Here is a 22497-nt window from a genome sequence, read left to right on the forward strand (position 1 = left end):
TCCTCCCGCATAAGTTGTCCACAGATGAGCGGGCGCCGGACGCCGGGTTATCCACAGGTTGGCCCGGCCCACTTGTCCCGACCGATCGTTCGGTTACTCTAGCTCTGACTGTTCGCTCATGCCCCTGTTCCCGCCCAGCTCGACGAGGAGTTGGTCCTTCATGGCCGCCCGTCTCAGCCCCCAGCAGCTCTCCGAGAAGCACCGGCCCACGCTCGACCAGGCCCTCGACACGATCCGCACCCGCGCCTACTGGTCGCCGCACCCCGAGCACCCGAAGGCGTACGGCGAGAGCGCGCCGGCCGACGGCCTCGCCGCCTTCCAGGCCCTGCGCGGCACCCGCTTCGAGCTGGACCAGCCCGGCACGGACGGCTGGACGGGCGGCGAGGTCTCGCCCTACGGCCCGGCGCTGGAGGTCACCTATCCGCACGCCGACGTGGACGTCCTGCTCCCCGCCATGCGCGCGGGCACGGCCGCCTGGCGGGACGCGGGGCCCGAGACCCGCGCCCTGGTCTGCGTGGAGATCCTGGCGCGGATCAGCGCCCGGACGCACGAGTTCGCGCACGCGGTGATGCACACCAGCGGCCAGGCCTTCATGATGGCGTTCCAGGCGGGCGGGCCGCACGCCCAGGACCGCGGCCTCGAAGCGGTGGCGTACGCGTTCGCGGAGCAGACCCGCACCCCGTCGGTGGCGGACTGGTCCAAGCCGCAGGGCAAGCGCGACCCCCTGGAGCTGACGAAGTCCTTCACCGCCGTCCCGCGCGGCATCGCGCTGCTGGTCGGCTGCAACACGTTCCCCACGTGGAACGGGTATCCGGGCCTGTTCGCCTCCCTCGCCACGGGCAACGCCGTCCTCGTCAAGCCGCACCCGCGCGCGGTCCTGCCGCTCGCGCTGACGGTGAAGGTCGCCCGCGAAGTGCTCGCCGAGACCGGCTTCGACCCGAATCTGGTCGCGCTCGCCGTGGAGCGTCCCGGCGAGGGCATCGCCAAGACCCTGGCCGTCCGCCCCGAGATCCGGATCATCGACTACACGGGGTCCACCGCGTTCGGCGACTGGCTGGAGACCCACGCCCGCCAGGCGCAGGTCTACACGGAGAAGGCCGGGGTCAACACCGTCCTCGTGGACTCCACCGACAACTACCGCGGCATGCTCTCCAACCTCGCTTTCTCCCTGTCGCTGTACAGCGGCCAGATGTGCACCACGCCGCAGAACCTGCTCATCCCCAAGGACGGCATCACGACCGACGCGGGCGAGAAGTCGTACGACGAGGTGGTCGCGGACCTCGCCGCCGCGGTGGACGGCCTGCTGGGCGACGACGCGCGGGCCAACGCCCTGCTCGGCGCGCTCGTGAACGACGGGGTGAAGGACCGGCTGGCGACGGCCGGCACGCTCGGCGAGGTCGCGCTCGCCTCCCGCGAGGTCCCGCACCCGGACTTCCCGGACGCCGTGGTGCGTACGCCCGCGATCGTCCGGGCCGACGGCGCGCGCAAGGCGTGGGACAAGGCCTGGGAAGAGGGCATCGAGGCGGAGGTGCCGTATCTGTCCGAGTGCTTCGGCCCGGTGTCGTTCGCGGTCGCCGTCGACTCGACGGAGGACGCCCTGGAGCTGCTGCGGCGGACCGTGCGCGAGCGGGGCGCGATGACTGTCGGCGCGTACACGACCTCCGAGGCCACCGAGCGCGCCGTCGAGGAGGTCTGCCTGGAGGAGTCCGCGCAGCTCTCGCTGAACCTCACCGGCGGGGTGTACGTGAACCAGACGGCGGCGTTCTCCGACTTCCACGGCTCCGGCGGCAACCCGGCGGCCAACGCCGCCCTGTGCGACGCGGCCTTCGTCGCCCACCGCTTCCGCGTGGTGGAGGTCCGCCGCCAGGCGTGAGGTCTCAGGGGGCGTCCGCCCGGCCTGGCCCTCCGGGGCCGGCCGGCCTCAGGCGGTGGCCGGCCTCAGGCGGTGGGCGGCGCCGGGACGTCCGCGTAGCGCTGGATCCACGCGTGCATGGCGATCGCCGCCGCCGCGCCCGCGTTGATCGAGCGCGTCGAGCCGAACTGGGCGATCGAGCAGACCATCGCGGCGTGCTTCCTGGCCTCCTCGGTCAGCCCGGGACCCTCCTGGCCGAAGAGCAGGACACAGCGGCGCGGCAGCTCGGTCCGCTCCAGCGGTACGGCCCCCGGCAGGTTGTCGATCCCGATGATCGGCAGGCCCTCGGCCGCCGCCCAGGCGGTCAGCTCGGCGGTGCCGGGGTGGTGGCGCACATGCTGGTAGCGGTCGGTGACCATCGCCCCGCGCCGGTTCCAGCGCCGCCGCCCCACGATGTGGATCTCCCGCGCGAGGAAGGCGTTGGCGGTACGGACCACGGAGCCGATGTTGAAGTCATGGCCCCAGTTCTCCACCGCCACATGGAAGTCGTGCCGCCGGGTGTCGAGATCGGCGACGATCGCCTCGTGCGTCCAGTACCGGTAGCCGTCGACCACGTTGCGCCGGTCGCCGCCGGCCAGCAGCCCGGGGTCGTACCGCTCACCCCTCGGCCACGGCTCCGGATGGGGCCCGACACCGATCTCCTTGCCGAACCCGTCGTCGTACTGGACGGGCGCTTCGTCCCCGGCCCGTGCTTCGCTGCTCACCCCACGAGAGTACGGGGCTCCGGTTCCCGCTCGCCGCGCTGTCCTGGCAGGGCCGTGGTCCGGCGGAACAGCCGGCGCCACCGCCCCGACACCCGGTCCCCGAGCCACCGCAGGAAGGCCGTCGGCAGGAACACGGCGTCGGCGGCGATCATCGCCAGGGAGAAGAACGGCAGCCCGAGCAGCACCGCGATGCCCGCGTGCTCCAGGATCATCGCGACGAGCAGGACGTTCTTGACGCGCCGGTTGAAGAGCGTGAACGGGAAGGCGACCTGGACCACCACCGTGGCGTACGTCACCAGCATCACCACCACCCCGCTGGCGGCGAGGACACCGGAGAGCGCGGGCCAGGGTGTGAAGTAGTCCAGTTTGAGCGGGAAGTACAGGGCCGTGCCGTCCTGCCAGCGCGTGCCCTGGATCTTGTACCAGCCGGCGGTGGCGTACACGAGACAGACCTCGGCCATGATGACCATCAGTCCGGCGTTGTGGAGAAGGTTCGCGAGGACGTCGAGCAGCGCGCGCGGCTGCCCGCCCGGCGCGTAGTGGCCCGTCAGCCACCACAGCCCCTGCGCCGCCCAGGCGCCCCAGAACAGGACCGCCAGCCAGGTCTCGATCTCGAACCGGTCCGCCGTCAGCGTCCCGACCAGGAGGAAGGCGCCCATGAGGACCCACAGGACGGGCCCCACCCGGTCCCGTACGGCGCCTGCCCTGTCCTCCCCTTCAGCGGCCTCGGCATCCGCCTCGCGGGCGGCCCGCGCCGCGCGCCGGGCGTCCAGCGACCAGACCTGACCGCAGCGGGTCACCACGAGATAGATCGCCATCAGGTGGATGACGTTGTCGCCGCCGTCGCCCATGAAGATGCTGCGGTTCTGGAGCGACAGCACGCCGAACATGAACAGCACCGACGTCGTGCGGGTGCGCCAGCCGGCCATCAGCAGCGCGGCCGACACGACGGCCACGGCGAAGACGATCTCGAACCAGACCGCGCTGTCCGACCACATCAGCCCGCTGAACGCGCCGTTCCTGGCCATCAGTTGCTGGGCCATGGTCCAGCTCCACGGCCCGTCGGGCCCGTACAGCTCCCGGCGGTGCGGCAGTTCGCGCAGCAGGAAGAGCAGCCACGTGCCGGCGAATCCGATCCGGACGACCGCGCTCTGGTACGGCCCGAGGGCGGTGCCCGTGACGCGCTGGACGGCGTACGCGTACCGCTGCCCGGCCCGCCGCCCGGCCTGCTGCCCGCTCACCCGCTCGCCTCCGTACGACCGTTCCCTGCGCCCCCGGGAAGATCCGCGGAGGTCACGCCCCACCAGGGGCAGACCCGGTAGGCGGGCCGCGTGTCGAACTTCTGCTTGCTCCACACGGGCGCGTCCACGGTCGTCGAGACCGACCTGAGCTGGATCCGCCGCACAGGACCGCCCAGCCGGTGGTCCTCCAGCCGCAGCATCACTATCCGGCGCAGGTACTGCTCGGACAGCTGGCCGCGCAGCCCCTGCGGACGGTTGTCCGTGTCGTGCGAGCCGGTGAAGAAGTCCCAGCCGCGCCGCAGCTCGTTCTGGTCGATGTGGCTCGGGAAGGGATTGCCCCGTATCGCCGCGCCGTCCTCGGCGGAGAGGTCGATCCAGTCGGTGGTCGTCCGCGCGCCGTCCGGCGCCTCTACCTCTGCCCGTACCTGCACGCCGATGTTCTGCTGGAGCGGATTGGGCGCGAAGAGCTTCCAGTTCTGCTCGAACTCGGGATAGATCCAGCTGTCGACGGCCGCGCCGTGCTGCTTGGTGAGCGTGTTGGACGGGGCGACGTGCAGGAAGACCATGCCGAGGTGGACGCAGGCCAGCACTCCGGCGATCGCCAGAGCGAGAGCGGCCACCACCTGGTACGGAAGGGAGAGACCGGCTATGCCCGCGCCGGGCGGCGGCCCGGCCTTCACACCCTCACGGTCGTACGAATCCATCCCACCTCGATCGCCACCCGGGAGCGGTCCCGGCCCGGTCCCCGGTCACTCCACGCTCAGAGGACAAACGCCGGGCCGCCGTTGTCACTGACCATCGGACGCCCCGCGCCGTCCCAGGCGAGCATGCCGCCGTCCACGTTCACCGCGTCGACGCCCTGCTGCACCAGATACTGCGTGACCTGCGCGGAGCGGCCACCGACCCGGCACATCACATACGCCTTCCGCCCGTCGGCCACGGCCTCGGTCACCTCGCCGAACCGGCCGACAAAGTCACTCATCGGAACGTGCAGCGCGCCCTCGACATGACCGGCCGCCCATTCGTCGTCCTCCCGGACGTCCAGCACCAAGCCGTCGGACGGAACCGCCGCGACGTCCACGGAGGGCAGCGGGGCGAAGTTCATGGGTGTCGCCTTCTCTCGTACCTGTCTGAGCCGGCCGGGTGATTCCGACTCCGGAAACCTACCGCGCCAGCTGCGCCAGCTGACTCTCTCGCTCGGAGACCTCGGCGAGCAACTGCTCGGCGATCTCCTCCAGCAGCCGATCCGGGTCGTCGGGCGCCATCCGCAGCATCGCGCCGATGGCGCTCTCCTCCAGCTCCTTGGCGACCAGCGTCAGCAGCTCCTTGCGGTGCGAGAGCCACTCCAGCCTGGCGTACAGCTCCTCGCTCTCGCTGCGCCGGTGCTCCTCGGGCGCGGGCCCCGCCGCCCACTCCTCGGTCAGCTCCCGCAGCAGCGGCTCGTCCCCGCGCCCGTACGCGGCGTTGACGCGCGTGATGAACTCCTCGCGCCTGGCCCGCTCCTTGTCGTCCTGCGCCAGGTCCGGGTGCGCCTTGCGCGCCAGATCCCGGTAGAGCTTGCGCGCCTCGTCACTCGGCCTGACCCGCTTGGGCGGCCGTACGGGCTGGTCGGTCAGCATCGCCGCCGCCTCGGGCGACAGCCCCTCCGAGTCGAGCCAGTCGTGGAACAGCTCCTCCACCCCCGGCATGGGCTGCACCAGCGCCCGGGCCTCCTCGGCCCTGCGCACGTCCGCCGGGTCGCCGGTCCGGGCGGCCGTCGCCTCGGCGATCATCGCGTCCAGCTCGTCGAGCCTGGCGTACATCGGCCCGAGCCGCTGGTGGTGCAGCCGGGAGAAGTTCTCCACCTCGACCCGGAAGGTCTCCAGCGCGATCTCGAACTCGATGAGCGCCTGCTCGGCGGCGCGCACGGCCTTCTCCAGCCGCGCCTCGGGCCGGGGCACGGCGGCCTCGGCCGCACCTCCCGCGTCCGCCGTCGCGCTCGGCGCGCTCGTCGCGTCCTGTACGTCCTGCTCGTCGTCGTTACGGATCGTCGGCTCCCCAGGGGCGTCGTGCATCACCCGTCCAGCGTACGGGCGATCGAACCCGCCCCCGCCCCGCCTCCCGGACCGGGCCCCGCCCCGGCCCGTGACCCCCGCCGTCAGACGCCCGACTCCGCCGCGATCCGCCCGCTCCTGACCGCCGCCACCAGCTCCGCGTGATCCGCCTCCGTACGGTCCGCGTACGCGACGGCGAAGGCCGCCACCGCGACGTCCAGCTCCTCGTTCTTGCCGCAGTACCCGGCGATCAGCCGGGGATCCACGCTGTGCGCGTGCGCCCGCGCCAGCAGCGCCCCGGTCATCCGCCCGTAGTCGTCTATCTGGTCGGCCGGCAGCGCGGCCGGATCCACGCTCCCCTTGCGGTTCCTGAACTGCCGTACCTGGTACGGCCGGCCCGCCACCGTCGTCCACCCCAGCAGGCTGTCGCTGACCACCTGCATCCGCTTCTGCCCGAGCACCACCCGGCGCCCCTCGTGCGTCACCTCGGGCACCTCGAAACCGGCGGCCGGCAGGTACGGCAACAGGGCCGAACCGCGCGCCTCCTTCACCTGGAGCACCAGCGGCTCCCCGCGGTGGTCGAGGAGCAGCACCACGTACGACCGGGTCCCGACGCTGCCGGTGCCGACGACCCGGAACGCCACGTCGTGGATCGCGTACCGCGCGAGGAGCGGCAGCCGGTCCTCCGACAGGGTCCCCAGATACTCCTCCAGCGAGGCGGCCACGGCCGCCGCCTCCTCGTCCGGCACCCGCCGCAGGACGGGCGGGGCGTCCACGAAGCGCCGCGTCCCGCCCCGGCGGCCGTCCGCGCCCGGGGAGCCGTCGGCCTCCGGCACGGCCTCGGTCGACCTGGCGGCGAACCGCGCGCTCGTGTTGTTGCGCGCCTTCTCCGAGACCCGCTCCAGCGTGCCGGCCAGATCCCGCGCGTCGGCGTGCGAGACCAGCTGCTCGTCGGCGATCGCGTTCCACGCGTCGAGCGCGGGAAGCTTCGCCAACAGCCGCATCGTGCGCCGGTACGACCCCACCGCGTCGCAGGCGCCGCGCCGGCACGTCTCCTCGTCCGCGCCCGCCTCGCGGCCCGCCAGCACCAGCGAGGTCGCGAGCCGCTTGACGTCCCACTCCCAGGGGCCGACGACGGTTTCGTCGAAGTCGTTGAGATCGATGACGAGTTGCCCGCGCGAGTCCCCGTACAGACCGAAGTTCCCCGCGTGCGCGTCCCCGCAGATCTGAGCGCCGACCCCGGTGACCGGCGTGCCCACCAGGTCGTGGGCCATCAGCCCCGCCGAGCCCCGCAGGAACGCGAAGGGGGTGGCGGCCATCCGCCCCACCCGCAGCGGCGTCAGCCCCGGCACCCGGCCGCGGCTGGACTCCTCGACCGCCCGCAGCGCGTCGGGCCGCCCGGCCGCGAGGACGAGGGAGTCGTGCGACGAGCGCGGCACCCGGTCCCGCAGCGCGTGCCCCCGCGCCTTGGGCGTGGGCGCTCCGGCCACGGACGCGCGCGGCGCGAATCCGGACACCTCCGGAATGCGACCGTCCGTGTGAGCCGGCCGTCCCCCGGCGCCCCGCGACCGCTCCGACACCGCCGATCCGACTTCGCCCATGGCGTGCCGCCTCCCCCGTGCTCGTACGTGCTCGTGCCTGCTCCTGCTGAATCAGGCCAACATCAACTGAGCACGACGTTACCGCCGGGCGAAGCCGGCCGCCTCCCCCTGTGGACAACTGCGGACAGGCACCCGTTCCGGCCATATGAGCCCACGAATGAGCGCACGAACGAGCCCACGAAGAAAGCCGAGCCCCCGCGGACACCCTCTAGCAGTTCCCAACGCAGGACCCCTCGGGCGGTGGCTCGCGCAGATATGACTCCGACCACATCCTCAGCTCTTTGAGCGCGGGCTCCATCGCCTGCCCCGCCTCCGTCAGCCGGTACGCGACCCGCAGCGGCGGCCCGTCGTCGACCTCCCGTACGACCAGCCCGGCGGCCGCCAGTTCCGTGAGCCGGTCGGAGAGCATGCGCTCGCTGATCCCCGGGATGGCGCGCCGCAGTTCGGCGAAATGGACCGCGCGCTGCATCAGCACGGAAACGATCGGGCCGGTCCACCGCTTGCCCAACAGCTCGAAGACGCGGGTGATCCCCACGTCGACCTTCCTACACGCGTCCTCGCTGTGCTCCGCGTTCCGCTCCGCCATGTCCCCAGAGTACTGGCGCCTTCCGATCGGGATGAAAAAAAGTAAGCGACTATGTTATCCATAGGTACGCACAGAATCTTGGTTCCTTACGGAGCTTCGCCTCTGTGCGTGGACCACCCCCGCCCCTGCCCGATGGAGATCCGTCATGGCCACGCTTCTGCACCTCGACTCCGCCCTCTTCCCCCAGGGCTCCGCCTCCCGCGACATCACGGCCGCCTTCGTGAAGTCCTGGCTGGAGCAGCACCCGGAGGGCAAGGTCGTCTACCGCGACCTCGCCGCCTCCCCGATCCCCCACCTGGACGCCGCGGCCGTCGGCGCGGGGCCGGACCACGAGCTGCGTGCCGAGCTGGCCGCCGAGCTCGCGGAGGCCGACGCCGTCCTGATAGGTGCCCCGATGTACAACTTCACGATCGCCTCCACCCTCAAGGCGTGGCTCGACCAGGTGATCATCGTGGGTTCCAACACGGGCCCCGACAGCCCGGTGGCGGGCACCCCGTTCACGATCGTCGCCAGCCGCGGCGGGTCGTACGCCCCCGGCACCCCACGCGAGGACTTCGAGTTCGTCCAGAACTACCTGGAGAAGGTCCTGACCGGCATGCTCGGCATCACCGAGATCGACTTCATCGTCCCGGAGCTGACCCTGGCCCCCGTGAAGCCGGAGATGGCCGACCTCATCCCCCTCGCCGAGGCCTCCCGCGCGAAGGCCCACGAGGAGGCGATCCAGAAGGCCAAGGCCCTGGGCGCCCGCCACGCGGCCTGACGCGTCACAGCGCAGAACGGGCCTCGGGGGTGGCGTCCCAGGACGCCACCCCCGAGGCCAGGAGCATCTGACATCCCGTCATTCGCCATCGCCACGACCGGCCCCGGCCGTGACATGCGTCACTGAGGCCCTCACCGCCCCCGTTCACCGGACAGACAGCGCCGTACACCCCGTACAGCCCTACACCCCGTACATACGAGAAGCGGGCCCCCGCCAGGACTTTCGTCTCCGGCCGGGACCCGCTCTTCGGTTTCTCTGTGCGCGAGGGGGGAGTTGAACCCCCACGCCCTTTCGGGCACTGGAACCTGAATCCAGCGCGTCTGCCTATTCCGCCACCCGCGCATTGGGTGTGCCGTCCGGTGCCTCACCTGCTGGTGTGAACTCCTGGCGACATCGAGAAGATTAGCACGCTGGAGGGGGTCGAATCACATCCGTTTGTTTGGCCGGCCCGGTCCTGGAACAGGGAACGAACAGGGGCGGGCCCCACTCCTCCTCCGTGCACCCGGGGTGCGGGACACTGTCGGGAGGCCGCCTCTACGATCCGTGTGAGAGGTGACACTCATCAACGGGGCGGACATGGGGAACCAGCCTATTTCCCGGCGCGTGGATACGATCAGTAAGCAGTACCAGGACAGCAACGACCGAGGAGGTGCCCCATGGGAGTCATGAAGCGTTTCGAACAGCGTCTCGAAGGTTTGGTCAACGGCACCTTCGCGAAGGTCTTCAAGTCCGAGGTCCAGCCCGTGGAGATCGCCGGCGCCCTCCAACGCGAGTGCGACAACAACGCGACGATCTGGAACCGCGAGCGGACCGTCGTACCCAACGACTTCATCGTCGAGCTGAGCACGCCCGACTACGAGCGGCTCAGCCCGTACTCCGGACAGCTCGGGGACGAACTGTCCGGGCTGGTCCGCGACTACGCGAAGCAGCAGCGCTACACCTTCATGGGCCCCATCAAGGTCCACCTGGAGAAGGCCGAGGACCTCGACACCGGTCTGTACCGGGTGCGCAGCCGCACCCTGGCGTCGAGTACGTCCCAGGCCTCGGGGCCCGCCCCCGCTGCCCCCCAGGGCGGCTACGGCTACCCGCCCGCCGCCGCGCCCCCCATGCCCGCCGCACCCCCGCCCGGCGGCCACCAGCCCCCGCCAGGAGGCCCGGGACGCGGACCGGGACCGGTTCCAGGACCCGGCCACGCGGCCGGACCCGGCCCCGCGGCGGCACCCGGCGGCCTGCCGGGCACCCAGGTAAGACGCTGGATCGAGATCAACGGCACCCGCCACCAGATCTCCCGCGCGACGCTCGTGCTCGGCCGCAGCACCGAGGCGGACGTGCGGATCGACGACCCCGGCGTATCGCGGCGGCACTGCGAGATCCGGGTCGGTACGCCCTCGACTATCCAGGATCTCGGGTCCACCAACGGCATCGTGGTAGACGGACAGCACACCACCCGCGCTACGCTCCGCGACGGCTCGCGGATCGTCGTGGGCAATTCCACCATCGTTTACCGGCAAGCCGAAGGGTGAAGCGGGGGCAATGTCAGAGCTGACCCTGACGGTCATGCGGCTAGGTTTCCTGGCCGTTCTGTGGCTGTTCGTGATCGTGGCCGTCCAGGTCATCCGCAGCGACCTGTTCGGAACACGCGTCACCCAGCGCGGCTCACGCCGCACCGCGGACGCCAGACCGCAACAGGCACGCCAGACCGCGGCGGCGGCCCCGCCGCCGCAACGCCAGCAGCAGGGAGGCCGGCAGCGCCGCGGCGCACCCACCAAGCTGGTCGTCTCCGAAGGCATCCTGACCGGCACCACGGTCGCGCTCCAGGGGCAGACCATCACCCTGGGCCGCGCGCACGACTCCACGATCGTGCTGGACGACGACTACGCGTCCAGCCGGCATGCCAGGATCTACCCGGACCGTGACGGCCAGTGGATCGTCGAGGATCTCGGGTCCACCAACGGCACGTATCTCGACCGGACCCGGCTCACGACCCCGACACCGATTCCGCTGGGCTCACCGATCCGCATCGGGAAGACCGTCATCGAGCTGCGGAAGTAGTACGACAATGAGCGAGCGGAGCGAGCGAGCCGCAGCGGTCCCGACAGCGGACCGGAGCAGGCTCCCGACCGGAGGGTGGGCAGTGTGGCTCGAGACCGGCTGGCGCGACAGTCGACCGGCGAGCCGACGGGCGAGGTGCGCATGAGTCTGTCGCTGCGCTTCGCCGCCGGGTCGCACAAAGGCATGATCCGGGAGGGCAACGAGGACTCCGGCTACGCCGGCCCCCGATTGCTCGCCATCGCCGACGGCATGGGCGGCCAGGCCGCCGGTGAGGTCGCCTCCTCCGAGGTGATCTCCACCCTCGTGCAGCTCGACGACGACGTGCCGGGCTCCGACATCCTCACCTCGCTCGGTACGGCGGTCCAGCGCGCCAACGACCAGCTCCGCCTGATGGTCGAGGAGGACCCGCAGCTGGAGGGCATGGGCACCACGCTCACCGCCCTCCTGTGGACCGGCCAGCGCCTCGGCCTCGTCCACGTCGGCGACTCCCGCGCGTACCTCCTGCGCGACGGCCTCCTCACGCAGATCACCCAGGACCACACCTGGGTGCAGCGCCTGGTCGACGAGGGCCGGATCACCGAGGAAGAGGCCACCACCCACCCGCAGCGCTCCCTGCTGATGCGCGCGCTGGGCAGCGGCGACCACGTCGAGCCGGACCTCTCCATCCGTGAAGTACGGGCGGGCGACCGGTACTTGATCTGTTCGGACGGTCTCTCCGGCGTCGTCTCCCACCAGACCATGGAAGAGGCCCTCGCCGGCTACCAGGGCCCCCAGGAGACCATCCAGACCCTCATCGAGCTGGCCCTGCGCGGCGGCGGCCCCGACAACATCACCTGCATCGTCGCCGACGTCCTGGACGTCGACGCCAACGACACCCTCGCCGCCCAGCTCAACGACACCCCCGTCGTCGTCGGCGCCGTCGCCGAGAACCAGCTTCCGCCCAGCGCCGCGGAGAACGCCGCCGCGATGCAGACCCCCGCGGGCCGCGCGGCCGGCCTCGGCCGCGCCGTACCGCAGCAGCCCGCCGGCGGCTTCGGCCCGCCCGGCAGCGGCGACGACCCCGCGTACGGCGGCATGCCGCCCGAGGGCGGGTACGGGACCTACAGCGACGACGACTTCGTCAAGCCCCGCGGCGGCCGCAAGTGGGCCAAGAGATCCTTCTACGTCGTCCTGGCGCTCGCCGTGGTCGGCGGCGGCCTGTACGGCGGCTACCGCTGGACCCAGACCCAGTACTACGTCGGCTCCAACAAGCAGCATGTCGCGCTCTACCGGGGCATCAGCCAGGACCTGGCCTGGGTCTCGCTCTCGAAGGTCCACAAGGACCACCCCGAGATCGAACTCAAGTACCTCCCGGACTACCAGCGCAAGCAGGTCGAGGGCACCATCACCGAAGGCAACCTGAGCGAGGCCGGCAAGAAGATCGACGCGCTCGCCGTCCAGGCCTCGGCCTGCAAGAAGGACGAGCAGCGCCGCGCCGCCGAGCGGGCGGCCGACGTGGCCGACAGCGAGGAGCAGGTGGGCGGCACCAAGCCGACCGACAAGCCCTCGACCGGCCCGACCGACACCACCAAGCCCGACAAAGCCACTCCCCATCCGGGCCCCAGCCTCTCGGAAGAGGAGCAGAAAGTGGCCTCGAACTGCGGGAAGCAGTAGCGGCCGAGGGGGCCTCTTCACCACCATGAGCGTTGTCACGAACACCACCACCATCGGCGCCATCGAGGCACCGAGCCGCCGCAACACCGAACTGGCCCTGCTGGCCTTCGCGGTCGTCATCCCGATTTTCGCGTACCTGAACGTGGGTCTCGCGATCAATGACCAAGTGCCGGCGGGGATGCTCGGTTACGGCCTCGGCCTCGGCCTGCTCGCGGGCATCGCGCACCTCGTGGTGCGCAAGTTCGCCCCGTACTCGGACCCGCTGCTGCTCCCGCTGGCGACACTTCTCAACGGTCTCGGCCTCGTGCTGATCTGGCGGCTGGACCAGTCGAAGCTCTTCCAGTCGACGCAGAACTTCGTCCCCGGCGCCACGAACCAGCTGCTGTACTCGGCGCTCGGTATCGCCTTCTTCGTCGCCGTCCTGCTGCTCCTCAAGGATCACCGCATCCTCCAGCGGTACACGTACATCTCCATGTTCGCGGCCCTGGTCCTGCTGATCCTCCCGGTCTTCTTCCCCGCGCAGTTCGGCGCCCGGATCTGGATCACCATCGCCGGAAAGTCCATCCAGCCCGGCGAGTTCGCCAAGATCGCCATCGCGGTCTTCTTCTCCGGCTACCTGATGGTGAAGCGGGACGCCCTCGCCCTCGCCAGCCGCCGCTTCATGGGGCTCTACCTGCCGCGCGGCCGCGACCTCGGACCCATCCTGGTCGTCTGGGCCATGTCGATCCTGATCCTGGTCTTCGAGACCGACCTCGGCACCTCCCTGCTGTTCTTCGGCATGTTCGTGATCATGCTGTACGTCGCCACCGAACGCACCAGCTGGATCGTCTTCGGCCTGCTGATGTCCGCGGGCGGCGCGGTCGGCGTCGCCACGTTCGAACCGCACGTCCAGGACCGCGTCACCGCCTGGCTCGACCCCTTCGCCGGGTACGGGAAGATCGCGGCCAGCGAGCAGATCGCGAAGTCCCTGATGGCCTTCGGTTCCGGCGGCACGCTCGGCACCGGCTGGGGCCAGGGCCACTCCGACCTCATCGGCTTCGCCGCCAACTCGGACTTCATCCTCGCCACCGTCGGTGAAGAGCTGGGTCTCGCGGGCACGATGGCGTTCCTGCTGCTGTACGGACTGATCGTGGAGCGCGGTGTACGGACCGCCCTCGCCGCCCGCGACCCGTTCGGCAAGCTCCTCGCCATCGGCCTCTCCGGCGCCTTCGCCATCCAGGTCTTCGTCGTCGCGGGCGGTGTGATGGGCCTCATCCCGCTGACCGGCATGACCATGCCGTTCCTGGCCGCCGGCGGTTCCTCGGTGATCGCCAACTGGGCGCTGATCGGCATCCTGATCCGGATCAGCGACACCGCCCGCAGGCCCGCGCCGGCCCCCGCCCCGTCACCCGACGCCGAAATGACCCAGGTGGTCCGACCGTGAACAAACCCCTGCGACGGGTCGCGATCTTCTGCGGCCTGCTGATCCTCGCGCTCCTGGTACGCGACAACTGGCTCCAGTACGTACGCGCGGACGAGCTGAACTCCAGCAAGTACAACCGCCGGGTCCTGATCGAGCGGTACGCCCACGAGCGCGGCAACATCATCGTCGACGGGAAGCCGATAACGGGGTCGGTCAAGACGAAGGTCGGCGACTTCGCCTACAAGCGGTCCTACGTGAACGGCCCCATGTGGGCCCCCGTCACCGGCTTCGCCTCACAGGCCTTCGACGCCACCCAGATCGAGAAGCTGGAGGACGGCATCCTCACCGGCACCGACGACCAGCTGTTCTTCGACCGCACCCTGGCGATGTTCACCGGCGAGGAGAAGCAGGGCGGCGACGTCATCACCACCCTCAGCGGCGCCGCCCAGAAGGCCGCCTTCGAGGGACTCGGGACGAAGAAGGGCGCGGTCGCCGCGATCGACCCGAAGACCGGCAAGATCCTCGCCTTGGCCTCCACCCCCAGCTACGACCCCTCCACGATCGCCGGCAACAGCGACAAGGACGGCGAGGCGTGGAGCAAGCTCGAAGAGGACAAGGACCAGCCGAAGCTCAACCGGGCGCTGCGTGAGACCTACCCGCCCGGCTCCACCTTCAAGGTGGTCACGGCGGCGGCGGCCCTGGAGCACGGCGTCGTGAGCGGCATCGACGACAAGACCGACTCGCCCGACCCGTACGTCATGCCGGGAACCACCACGAAGCTGCCGAACGAGGGCAACATCCCCTGCAAGAACGCCACCCTCCGCGTGGCGCTCCAGTACTCGTGCAACACGGTCTTCGGCAAGCTCGGCGTGGACGTCGGCGCGGACAACATGCTGGAGACGGCGAAGAAGTTCGGCTTCAACTCGGAGCAGTTCGTCCCGGTCCGGGCCAACGCGTCGGTCTTCCCCGAGAAGATCAACGAGTCCCAGACCGCGCTCTCCTCCATCGGCCAGTTCGACACCCGCACCACCCCGCTCCAGATGGCCATGGTCGCCGCCGCGATCGCCAACGACGGCAAGCTGATGAAGCCGTACATGATCGACCAGCTGCGGGCGCCCAACCTGGACCAGCTCAGCCAGACCGACCCGGAGGAGCTGAGCCGCCCCCTCACGCAGGAGCACGCGCAGATGCTCCAGCAGATGATGGAGACGGTCGTCAAGGAAGGCACCGGCACCAAGGCGCAGATAGACGGCGTGACGGTCGGCGGCAAGACCGGTACCGCGCAGCACGGCGAGAACAACAGCAAGAACCCGTACGCGTGGTTCATCTCGTACGCCAAGACCGACGCCGGGTCCCCGGTCGCCGTGGCCGTCGTGGTCGAGGACAGCGACGCCAGCCGCGACGACATCTCGGGCGGCGGCCTCGCCGCTCCCATCGCGAGGGACGTGATGAAGGCGGTCATCGACAGCAAGAAGTGACGCCGGTCACGCTTCACGTCCATATCTGCACATTGCGATACCGGTCACGTATCAGGTGACTGGTACAGGCGGACCGCACGAGGCGTGCCCGGTAGCGTAGGCGCGTACAGCACATCGCCGGAGACCACTCACCGGTGCGATCGGGACTGACGGAGAGGGCCGGAACAGTTATGGAAGAGCCGCGTCGCCTCGGCGGCCGGTACGAGCTGGGCGCGGTGCTCGGCCGTGGTGGCATGGCCGAGGTGTACCTCGCGCACGACACCCGGCTCGGCCGATCCGTCGCTGTGAAGACGCTCCGGGCCGACCTGGCCCGTGACCCGTCGTTCCAGGCCCGGTTCCGCCGGGAGGCCCAGTCCGCCGCCTCGCTCAACCACCCGGCGATCGTCGCGGTCTACGACACCGGCGAGGACTACGTCGACGGCGTCTCCCTCCCGTACATCGTGATGGAGCACGTCGACGGTTCGACCCTGCGTGAGCTGCTGCACTCCGGGCGCAGGCTGCTGCCCGAGCGCACGCTGGAGATGACCGTCGGGATCCTCCAGGCGCTGGAGTACTCGCACCGCGCCGGGATCGTCCACCGCGACATCAAGCCCGCCAACGTCATGCTGACGCGCACCGGCCAGGTCAAGGTCATGGACTTCGGCATCGCCCGTGCGATGGGCGACTCCGGCATGACGATGACGCAGACGTCCGCCGTCATAGGAACCGCCCAGTACCTCTCCCCGGAACAGGCCAAGGGCGAACAGGTCGACGCGCGCTCCGACCTGTACTCCACCGGCTGCCTGCTCTACGAGCTGCTCGCGGTCCGGCCGCCGTTCGTCGGGGACTCCCCGGTCGCGGTGGCCTATCAGCACGTACGGGAAGAGCCGCAGCCTCCCAGCGTGTACGACCCCGAGATCACGCCCGAGATGGACGCGATCGTCCTCAAGGCCCTCGTCAAGGACCGGGACTACCGCTACCAGTCCGCCGACGAGATGCGCGCCGACATCGAGGCCTGCCTCGACGGCCAGCCCGTCGGCGCGACCGCCGCCATGGGCGCGGTCGGCTACGGCGGCGGGTACGGCGGCGACGTGGACCAGGCGACCACCGCGCTGCGCACGGCCGACCCGGCCACGTCGATGCTCCCCCCGATGAACCCGAACGACGGGGGCTTCGGCGGAGGCGGCTACGACGGGGGCGGCCCGGGCCGTCGGCGCCAGCCGAAGAAGTCCAACACGTCGACGATCCTGCTGATCGTCGCCGGTGTGCTGGTCCTGGTCGGGGCGATCCTGATCGGCCAGGCGGTCTTCAGCGGCGACGGCGACGCGAAGAGCAAGGTGCCGATCCCCACCCTCGTCGGGAAGACCCTGACGGAGGCCGAGACGCTGGCGACCAACGCCGGGGTCAAGGTCGCCCAGTCCAGCAGCGAACGCTGCGACCAGCCAAAGAACGCCATTTGCAGCCAGAACCCGGCCCCGGAGGCCGGTGAGATGAGCGAGGGCGACACGATCAACGTCGTCGTCTCGGAGGGCGCGCCGAAGGTCGAGGTCCCGGACGTCACGGACAAGGACCTCAAGGACGCGACACGTCTCCTGGAGGACAAGGGCTTCAAGGTCGGCGACCCGAAGCAGGTCGAGTCGGACGAAGACCCCGGCACGGTCCTGGAACAGGACCCGGCGGGCAACGCCCAGGCCGAGAAGGGCGCCGAGGTCACGCTGACGATCGCCAAGCAGGCCCTGGTCGATGTCCGCGACGTGACCAACGGCCAGCAGTTCGACTCCGCGAGGTCGCAGTTGGAGGACACGCTGGGCTTCACCGTCAAGCGGGTGGACGTGGACAGCGATCAGCCCGCGGGCATCGTCGTCAAACAGGACCCCCCCGGCGGCACCAAGGCCCCGAAGGGCAGCCAGATCACCCTTCAGGTCTCCAAGGGCCCGCAGCAGGAGAAGGTCGCCGTACCGGACCAGCTGGCGGGAAAGCGGGTCGGCGAGGTCAAGGCGATCCTCCAGAGCCAGGGGCTCAGCGCGACCTTCGCCCCGAACTCGCCCCAGGACGACAACGCCATCGTCCTCAACGTCACCCCGCCCTCGGGCACACAGGTCGACAAGGGGTCGGCCGTCGTCCTGATCACGGTGAACGCCGGCGGCCAGAACGGCGGCAACAACAACGGCGGCGGCGGCGAAGGTGACGGCAACGACGGAGGCTTCTTCGGAGGCGCGTCCGGAGTCGCCTTCCGTACGGAGGACTGACCGCCGCACGGCACCCGCCGCACGGCGGACAACGAGGAAGCCCTGGCCCCCACAGTGGGGGGACCAGGGCTTCCTCGCGTACGACCGACCGACCCGACCCTCAGCGCAGCTCCGGCGGCAGGGTGCGGTTCTTGTCGACCTTTTCCGTGCGGACCAGTTCCGCCCAGACGATGTAGCGGTAGTCCGAGGTGTAGATCGGGGTGCAGGTCGTCAGGGTCAGGTAGCGGCCCGGCTTCTTCTTGCCCGACTCCTTGGGGACCGGCAGCAGGACGTTCACGTTGTACTTGGACGTCTTCGGCAGCTCTTTGTAGACCTTGTAGACGTACCAGGTGTCCTTGGTCTCGAAGACGACCGGGTCGCCGACCTCGATCTGGTGGATGTTGTGGAACTTCGCGCCGTGGCCGTCCCGGTGCGCCGCCAGCGTGAAGTTGCCCTTCTTGTCCCAGGGCAGCGCCGACTTGACCGGGTCGGTGTAGTAGCCGGCGATCCCGTTGTTCAGGGACTTCGGCTCCGTGCCCTTCTTGACGAGCACTTCGCCGTTGTTCATCGCGGGGACGTGCAGGAAGCCGATGCCGTCCTTCGAGTCGAAGGACCGGGGCGTGCCGTCGCCGCCCGTGCCGTCCGTACCGCCGCGCGCCCAGTTGTCGCGTACCTCGTTGCCCTGCTTGGTGGCCTCGCGGTCCGCGAGCACGTTGGTCCACCACAGCGAGTAGACGACAAAGAGGCCGAGCACCAGGCCGGCCGTGATGAGCACTTCGCCGAAGACGCTGACCACCGCCGCGATACGGCTCCTGGGCGGCCGGCCCGGCGACGGGTCGGGACCGGTCGGCGCGGCGGGCTCGTCCGGTCCCGGCGGTGGTGCCCCGGTCTGCTCGTCGTGTTCGGTTCTCGCTGCCACCGCACCCGCCCCCGTCCCAGTCCAGTCGGCCGGCCCCCCGGCGGGCTCAGCCGACGAGATCGTCCGGCTTGCCCTTGCTGCGTGGCCGTTCGTCCACCATCTTGCCCCACACGATCATCCGGTACGTACTGGTGAATTCGGGCGTGCAGGTCGTCAGCGTGATGTAGCGGCCGGGCCCCGCGAACCCCGACTGCGGGGGCACCGCGTCGATCACGCTCACGTTCGACGGAGAGGTCTGCGGCAGGGTCTTGGTCATCGCGTACGTGTAGTAGGCGTCCTGCGTCTCGACGATGATCCTGTCGCCCGGCTGCAACCGGTTGATGTAACGGAACGGCTCGCCATGGGTGTTGCGATGGCCGGCCACCGCGAAGTTGCCCTGCTTGTCCTCCGGCATCGCCGTCTTGAGCTTGCCCTCGGCGTAGTGCCCGACCATGCCGTGGTCGAGGACCTTCGACTTGCTGATGCCCTCGGCGATCGGCACCACGACGTCGAGCTTGGGGATGTGCATGATGGCGAAGCCCTGGCCGGGCGCGAAGACCCCGGGCTTGCGGCCCTTGGCCCAGCTGTCCTGGATCTTGTTCGTCTCCTTGCCGGCGTACTGGTCGGCCCGGACGTTCGTCCACCAGAGCTGGTAGGTGACGAACAGCAGCATCAGCACGCCGAAGGTGATGAACATTTCACCGACGACACGGCTCACGACCACCGCGGGGCTGTCCTTCGCCGCGCGCGCGGCGCGGCGGGCCTCGACGCGGGAGAGCGGCTTGGCCCGCCCGGACCCGTGCGCGGCCGTCCCGGGGCCGTTCTCGGCCTCGGCCGCCCCCGGCTCCTGCCGCCTGCGTCCCCGGCCACCCTTGGCGGCTTTACGGCGTTCCGCGCGCCCGCCCTGCTCGGAACCGGCCTGGTCCTGCCCGGTGGCGGACGAGGCGGTGACGGACTCGGCGGACCGCGCCGCGGTCGCCCGCCGCAGATCGTCCGTACGGAGGCCGATGGTCGCGTCGTCGGGAAGGTCGGCCGGAGGACGGACCGGCGAAGTGAAAGAGAGGGGCCCGGCTATGAGGGTCTCGTCCATCGACCCCGGTACGGGCGCGGGGGCGGGCCCGGCTTCCCGTACGGACTCCTGACCCGCACCCGGACCGGCCACCGGCCGCTCGGGCGGCAGCGGCACGGACACCGGGGCGGCGGGGGCAGAAGGCCCCACAGGGGCCGCTGGGGCCACAGGAGCCTGTCCGGCGCCCCCAAGAGCCTCGGGGGCGACAGGAGCCTGCCCCGCCTCCTGCCGGCTCTCCGGCCCTCGGTGACGGCCGTGACGCGCCCGGGGAGCCGCCGTCTCACCGCCCGCCCCCGGCCGGCCCGACGGCTGCCCCGGGATCGCGCCCGGGACCTGCCCGGAAGGCACCCCCGGCGCCTGTCCCGGAAGCGGATCGTTCAGCGGGTCCGCCAGGCCGCCCACCGCCGCCCTCAGCGCGGCCTCCGCCGCCGCGGCCTCGACAGCCTCCTCATACGCCTCGCGCGCGTACGGGGCCCCCTGGCCGCCCGCGTCGTGTTCCGGGCGGAGTGCCGTCACGCGAGCGCCTTGCCCACCACCGGTGCGAGGCCCGACGACCGGCCGACCGCACCCGGATCCCCGCACCGCGCCAGCCAGTTCGCCAGCATCAGGTGGCCGTGCTCGGTGAGCACCGACTCGGGATGGAACTGGACGCCCTCCACCGGCAGTTCACGGTGGCGTACGCCCATGATGATGCCGTCGTCCGTCCACGCCGTGACCTCCAGCTCCGCGGGCAGCTCCGCGGGGTCCGCGGCCAGCGAGTGGTACCGGGTCGCGGTGAACGGCGAGGGCAGCCCGGCGAAGACGCCGCGGCCCTCGTGCGTGACGAGCGAGGTCTTGCCGTGCAGCAGTTCGGGGGCGCGGCCCACGACACCTCCGTACGCCACCGCCATCGACTGCATGCCGAGGCAGACGCCGAAGACGGGCACCCCGGTCGTGGCGCAGTGGCGCACCATGTCGACGCAGACACCGGCCTCTTCGGGGGTCCCGGGGCCGGGGGAGAGCAGGACGCCGTCGAAGCCGTCCTGCGCGTGCGCGGTGCTGACCTCGTCGTTGCGCAGCACCTCGCACTCGGCCCCGAGCTGGTACAGGTACTGGACGAGGTTGAAGACGAAGCTGTCGTAGTTGTCCACGACCAGGATGCGGGCGCTCATCCGGCCGACCCCGATCCGTCGACCGTCACGTCGTTGAACGGCAGCAGGGGCTCCGCCCACGGGAAGACGTACTGGAAGAGCACGTAGACGACGGCCAGCGCCAGCACGAGCGAGATGGCCGCCCGCGCCCACACGTTGCCCGGCAGATGCCGCCAGATCCAGCCGTACATGCTGTCCCTTCCGTTCGGTACCGCGCCAGCCGGTACAGCAACAGACTAAAGGGCGGCGGGGGCACATGGGCGGTGCACCGGCGAGCTGTACGGACGTTCGGGTTTGCCGTTCGTCACAGCGGCCGCCGTGAACGCGGCGCGCACGGGCCACGTAACGGACTGTCCGCCTCCGCCCGCGGCCGTCCTGTCCGGCTATCCGGTGGGCTTCGCGTAGTGGAGGTCCACCGTGCCGGTGTATCCGGGGAGGGTCTCCCTCTTGTGCTCGTCGACCTGCCAGCCCAGGCCGTACGCCTTCACGTACAGCTGGTAGTTCTGGATGGCCGGGGAGTCCGCGAGGGCCTTGGACAGCTTCTCCCGGTCGCCCACGGCGGTGATCCTGTACGGCGGCGAGTAGACGCGTCCTTGGAGGATGAGCGTGTTGCCCACGCAGCGCACCGCGCTGGTGGAGATCAGCCGCTGGTCCATGACCCGGATGCCCTGCGCCCCGCCCTGCCACAGGGCGTTGACGACGGCCTGGAGGTCCTGCTGGTGGATGACCAGGTCGTTGGGCTGGGGCTCGGGGTAGCCGGGGTTGGCGGTGGCGTCCGGCGGGGCGTCGTCGAGGGTGACGGTGAGGGCGGAGCCGGTGAGCTCCTCGGTGCCCGCGGTCTTCTCCAGGGCGCGCAGCCGGGCGTCCTCGGCCTCGGTGGAGCCGTCGTCACGGCCGGCGAGGGCGTCGACCTCGCGCCGTACCTCCGCGGCGGACCGCCCGAGGTCCGCGTTCTTGCGGTCGCGCTCGTGGATCAGGTCGGAGAGCTTGAGCAGCGAGGCGTCGGTACGGATGTTGGTGCCCTTGGCCGTGTTGAAGCTGGTCACGAAGATCAGGCCGGCGAGGGCGAAGACGGCGGCCGTGAGCAGCCTGACCGGCCGGGGGACCAGGCGGCGGCGCGGCCCTTCCGGCGCGGGCCGCGGAGTCCCCTCGGGGACCCCTGGCGGAGAGTCGGCGGAATTGCTCAACGTACCCTTATCTCCTTAGACGCCACGGAAGCACTACGCTAACGGACGCCTGGGGAGGCAGCGTTCCCCCTGTTCCCCGCCCGGCACCCCGTTTCAGTCCCCTGCGCGGTCACGCAGCGCATCGACAGGAGAGTTCCTCGTGCCGAAGTCACGTATCCGCAAGAAGGCCGACTTCACGCCGCCGCCGGCCGCGAAGCAGGCGACCAACATAAGGCTGACGAACCGCAGCTGGGTCGCCCCGGTCATGCTGGCCATGTTCCTGATCGGCCTGGTCTGGATCGTCCTCTTCTATGTGACCGACGGCAGCCTGCCGCTGGAGAGCTTCCGGAACTGGAACATCGTGGTCGGCTTCGGCTTCATCGCCATCGGCTTCGGTGTCTCCACCCAGTGGAAGTAGCCGCTCCACCCCCCGGGCGTCAAGCTCTCCCCAGGCTTATCCACAGCGTTGTCCACAGCAGGGGAAAAGGTCAGAAGATCTGTGGATAACTCCACGGAATGTTGACGCCGGTGTGACTGCGTCCGCCGTTCCCGCCGTACAGCCGCCCCTTGTCGTTGCTGGTCAGACCCACATCAGCGACAAGGGG

Annotated in this window: 21 protein-coding genes and 1 tRNA gene; 9 read left to right on the forward strand and 13 right to left on the reverse strand. The window is 70.5% G+C overall.

The genetic code is table 11. From position 1 onward, the window contains the following. The first annotated feature begins 160 nt into the window (after nucleotides 1–160). Nucleotides 161–1873: a phenylacetic acid degradation protein PaaN gene (gene paaN / locus OG349_RS17830; protein WP_327235562.1), complete on the forward strand. Its 1713-nt coding sequence runs from the start codon at nucleotides 161–163 to the stop codon at nucleotides 1871–1873. Nucleotides 1874–1938: 65 nt separating this feature from the next. On the opposite strand, the gene OG349_RS17835 is transcribed toward paaN, so the two are convergent. The 7 genes from OG349_RS17835 to OG349_RS17865 form a co-directional block, all read right to left on the reverse strand. Further along, complete coding sequence (locus tag OG349_RS17835) at nucleotides 1939–2616, reverse strand: TrmH family RNA methyltransferase (protein ID WP_327235563.1); 678 nt, start codon at nucleotides 2614–2616, stop codon at nucleotides 1939–1941. Beyond that, entirely contained in the window at nucleotides 2613–3857 is a 1245-nt protein-coding gene (locus OG349_RS17840) for an HTTM domain-containing protein (RefSeq protein ID WP_327235564.1), read from the reverse strand. The genes OG349_RS17835 and OG349_RS17840 overlap by 4 nt, the downstream gene beginning before the upstream one ends. Next, on the reverse strand, nucleotides 3854–4561 hold the full coding sequence (locus OG349_RS17845; protein WP_327235565.1) for a DUF5819 family protein: 708 nt from the start codon (nucleotides 4559–4561) through the stop codon (nucleotides 3854–3856). The genes OG349_RS17840 and OG349_RS17845 overlap by 4 nt, the downstream gene beginning before the upstream one ends. A gap of 56 nt (nucleotides 4562–4617) precedes the next feature. After that, the gene (locus tag OG349_RS17850; protein ID WP_327235566.1) at nucleotides 4618–4962 is read right to left on the reverse strand and encodes a rhodanese-like domain-containing protein; all 345 of its coding nucleotides are present in this window, start codon (nucleotides 4960–4962) and stop codon (nucleotides 4618–4620) included. 58 nt (nucleotides 4963–5020) lie between these two features. Then, the gene (locus OG349_RS17855) at nucleotides 5021–5911 is read right to left on the reverse strand and encodes a J domain-containing protein (RefSeq protein ID WP_442806393.1); all 891 of its coding nucleotides are present in this window, start codon (nucleotides 5909–5911) and stop codon (nucleotides 5021–5023) included. An 83-nt stretch (nucleotides 5912–5994) separates the two neighbouring features. Further along, nucleotides 5995–7491 carry a DUF2252 domain-containing protein gene (locus OG349_RS17860; protein WP_327235568.1) on the reverse strand — a complete coding sequence of 499 codons (1497 nt, stop codon included), beginning with the start codon at nucleotides 7489–7491 and terminating at the stop codon, nucleotides 5995–5997. A 208-nt stretch (nucleotides 7492–7699) separates the two neighbouring features. After that, nucleotides 7700–8077 carry a winged helix-turn-helix transcriptional regulator gene (locus OG349_RS17865; protein ID WP_327235569.1) on the reverse strand — a complete coding sequence of 126 codons (378 nt, stop codon included), beginning with the start codon at nucleotides 8075–8077 and terminating at the stop codon, nucleotides 7700–7702. A 145-nt stretch (nucleotides 8078–8222) separates the two neighbouring features. Here OG349_RS17865 and OG349_RS17870 point away from each other — a divergent pair, with 145 nt between their 5' ends. Further along, nucleotides 8223–8837, forward strand: coding sequence for an FMN-dependent NADH-azoreductase (locus OG349_RS17870; protein WP_327235570.1), 615 nt, complete (start codon nucleotides 8223–8225; stop codon nucleotides 8835–8837). Between the two features lie 258 nt (nucleotides 8838–9095). On the opposite strand, the gene OG349_RS17875 is transcribed toward OG349_RS17870, so the two are convergent. Beyond that, nucleotides 9096–9179 (reverse strand) — tRNA-Leu (locus OG349_RS17875). Nucleotides 9180–9493: 314 nt separating this feature from the next. Between OG349_RS17875 and OG349_RS17880 the strand changes: the two genes are divergently transcribed. From OG349_RS17880 to pknB, 6 genes are all read left to right on the forward strand, one after another. Next, complete coding sequence (locus OG349_RS17880; protein WP_327235571.1) at nucleotides 9494–10360, forward strand: DUF3662 and FHA domain-containing protein; 867 nt, start codon at nucleotides 9494–9496, stop codon at nucleotides 10358–10360. A 10-nt stretch (nucleotides 10361–10370) separates the two neighbouring features. Next, nucleotides 10371–10889 (forward strand): FHA domain-containing protein FhaB/FipA, encoded by a 519-nt coding sequence (locus OG349_RS17885; protein WP_327235572.1) that lies wholly within the window; start codon nucleotides 10371–10373, stop codon nucleotides 10887–10889. Between the two features lie 84 nt (nucleotides 10890–10973). Next, nucleotides 10974–12542 (forward strand): PP2C family protein-serine/threonine phosphatase, encoded by a 1569-nt coding sequence (locus OG349_RS17890; protein ID WP_442806267.1) that lies wholly within the window; start codon nucleotides 10974–10976, stop codon nucleotides 12540–12542. Between the two features lie 25 nt (nucleotides 12543–12567). Next, nucleotides 12568–13965: an FtsW/RodA/SpoVE family cell cycle protein gene (locus OG349_RS17895; protein WP_327235573.1), complete on the forward strand. Its 1398-nt coding sequence runs from the start codon at nucleotides 12568–12570 to the stop codon at nucleotides 13963–13965. Then, on the forward strand, nucleotides 13962–15422 hold the full coding sequence (locus OG349_RS17900) for a peptidoglycan D,D-transpeptidase FtsI family protein (protein ID WP_327235574.1): 1461 nt from the start codon (nucleotides 13962–13964) through the stop codon (nucleotides 15420–15422). The genes OG349_RS17895 and OG349_RS17900 overlap by 4 nt, the downstream gene beginning before the upstream one ends. A 170-nt stretch (nucleotides 15423–15592) precedes the next feature. After that, nucleotides 15593–17650 (forward strand): Stk1 family PASTA domain-containing Ser/Thr kinase, encoded by a 2058-nt coding sequence (gene pknB, locus OG349_RS17905; RefSeq protein WP_327235575.1) that lies wholly within the window; start codon nucleotides 15593–15595, stop codon nucleotides 17648–17650. Nucleotides 17651–17750: 100 nt separating this feature from the next. On the opposite strand, the gene OG349_RS17910 is transcribed toward pknB, so the two are convergent. The 5 genes from OG349_RS17910 to OG349_RS17930 all read right to left on the reverse strand — a co-directional run bounded on the left by OG349_RS17910 (nucleotide 17751) and on the right by OG349_RS17930 (nucleotide 21913). Then, the gene (locus OG349_RS17910; RefSeq protein WP_442806268.1) at nucleotides 17751–18548 is read right to left on the reverse strand and encodes a class E sortase; all 798 of its coding nucleotides are present in this window, start codon (nucleotides 18546–18548) and stop codon (nucleotides 17751–17753) included. Nucleotides 18549–18594: 46 nt separating this feature from the next. Continuing rightward, a complete protein-coding gene (locus OG349_RS17915) occupies nucleotides 18595–20112 on the reverse strand; it encodes a class E sortase (protein WP_327235576.1) in 1518 nt (505 codons plus the stop codon). Next, entirely contained in the window at nucleotides 20109–20747 is a 639-nt protein-coding gene (locus OG349_RS17920; RefSeq protein ID WP_327235577.1) for an aminodeoxychorismate/anthranilate synthase component II, read from the reverse strand. The genes OG349_RS17915 and OG349_RS17920 overlap by 4 nt, the downstream gene beginning before the upstream one ends. Further along, nucleotides 20744–20917 (reverse strand): hypothetical protein, encoded by a 174-nt coding sequence (locus tag OG349_RS17925; RefSeq protein WP_202534728.1) that lies wholly within the window; start codon nucleotides 20915–20917, stop codon nucleotides 20744–20746. The genes OG349_RS17920 and OG349_RS17925 overlap by 4 nt, the downstream gene beginning before the upstream one ends. A gap of 192 nt (nucleotides 20918–21109) precedes the next feature. Further along, nucleotides 21110–21913, reverse strand: coding sequence for a DUF881 domain-containing protein (locus OG349_RS17930; protein WP_442806269.1), 804 nt, complete (start codon nucleotides 21911–21913; stop codon nucleotides 21110–21112). A 139-nt stretch (nucleotides 21914–22052) separates the two neighbouring features. Between OG349_RS17930 and crgA the strand changes: the two genes are divergently transcribed. Beyond that, complete coding sequence (crgA, locus tag OG349_RS17935) at nucleotides 22053–22310, forward strand: cell division protein CrgA (protein WP_161312913.1); 258 nt, start codon at nucleotides 22053–22055, stop codon at nucleotides 22308–22310. Nucleotides 22311–22497 lie beyond the last annotated feature (187 nt).

The sequence above is a fragment of the Streptomyces sp. NBC_01317 genome, from assembly GCF_035961655.1.
Lineage (GTDB): Bacteria > Actinomycetota > Actinomycetes > Streptomycetales > Streptomycetaceae > Streptomyces.

Bases quoted from the DNA above. Each gene is read 5' to 3' on its own strand.
- pknB (WP_327235575.1), top strand. From the start codon at position 15,593: ATGGAAGAGCCGCGTCGCCTCGGCGGCCGGTACGAGCTGGGCGCGGTG.
- OG349_RS17925 (WP_202534728.1), bottom strand. From the start codon at position 20,917: ATGTACGGCTGGATCTGGCGGCATCTGCCGGGCAACGTGTGGGCGCGG.
- OG349_RS17845 (WP_327235565.1), bottom strand. From the start codon at position 4,561: ATGGATTCGTACGACCGTGAGGGTGTGAAGGCCGGGCCGCCGCCCGGC.
- paaN (WP_327235562.1), top strand. From the start codon at position 161: ATGGCCGCCCGTCTCAGCCCCCAGCAGCTCTCCGAGAAGCACCGGCCC.
- OG349_RS17885 (WP_327235572.1), top strand. From the start codon at position 10,371: ATGTCAGAGCTGACCCTGACGGTCATGCGGCTAGGTTTCCTGGCCGTT.
- OG349_RS17880 (WP_327235571.1), top strand. From the start codon at position 9,494: ATGGGAGTCATGAAGCGTTTCGAACAGCGTCTCGAAGGTTTGGTCAAC.
- OG349_RS17870 (WP_327235570.1), top strand. From the start codon at position 8,223: ATGGCCACGCTTCTGCACCTCGACTCCGCCCTCTTCCCCCAGGGCTCC.
- OG349_RS17850 (WP_327235566.1), bottom strand. From the start codon at position 4,962: ATGAACTTCGCCCCGCTGCCCTCCGTGGACGTCGCGGCGGTTCCGTCC.
- OG349_RS17920 (WP_327235577.1), bottom strand. From the start codon at position 20,747: ATGAGCGCCCGCATCCTGGTCGTGGACAACTACGACAGCTTCGTCTTC.
- OG349_RS17895 (WP_327235573.1), top strand. From the start codon at position 12,568: ATGAGCGTTGTCACGAACACCACCACCATCGGCGCCATCGAGGCACCG.
- OG349_RS17865 (WP_327235569.1), bottom strand. From the start codon at position 8,077: ATGGCGGAGCGGAACGCGGAGCACAGCGAGGACGCGTGTAGGAAGGTC.
- OG349_RS17860 (WP_327235568.1), bottom strand. From the start codon at position 7,491: ATGGGCGAAGTCGGATCGGCGGTGTCGGAGCGGTCGCGGGGCGCCGGG.
- OG349_RS17855 (WP_442806393.1), bottom strand. From the start codon at position 5,911: ATGCACGACGCCCCTGGGGAGCCGACGATCCGTAACGACGACGAGCAG.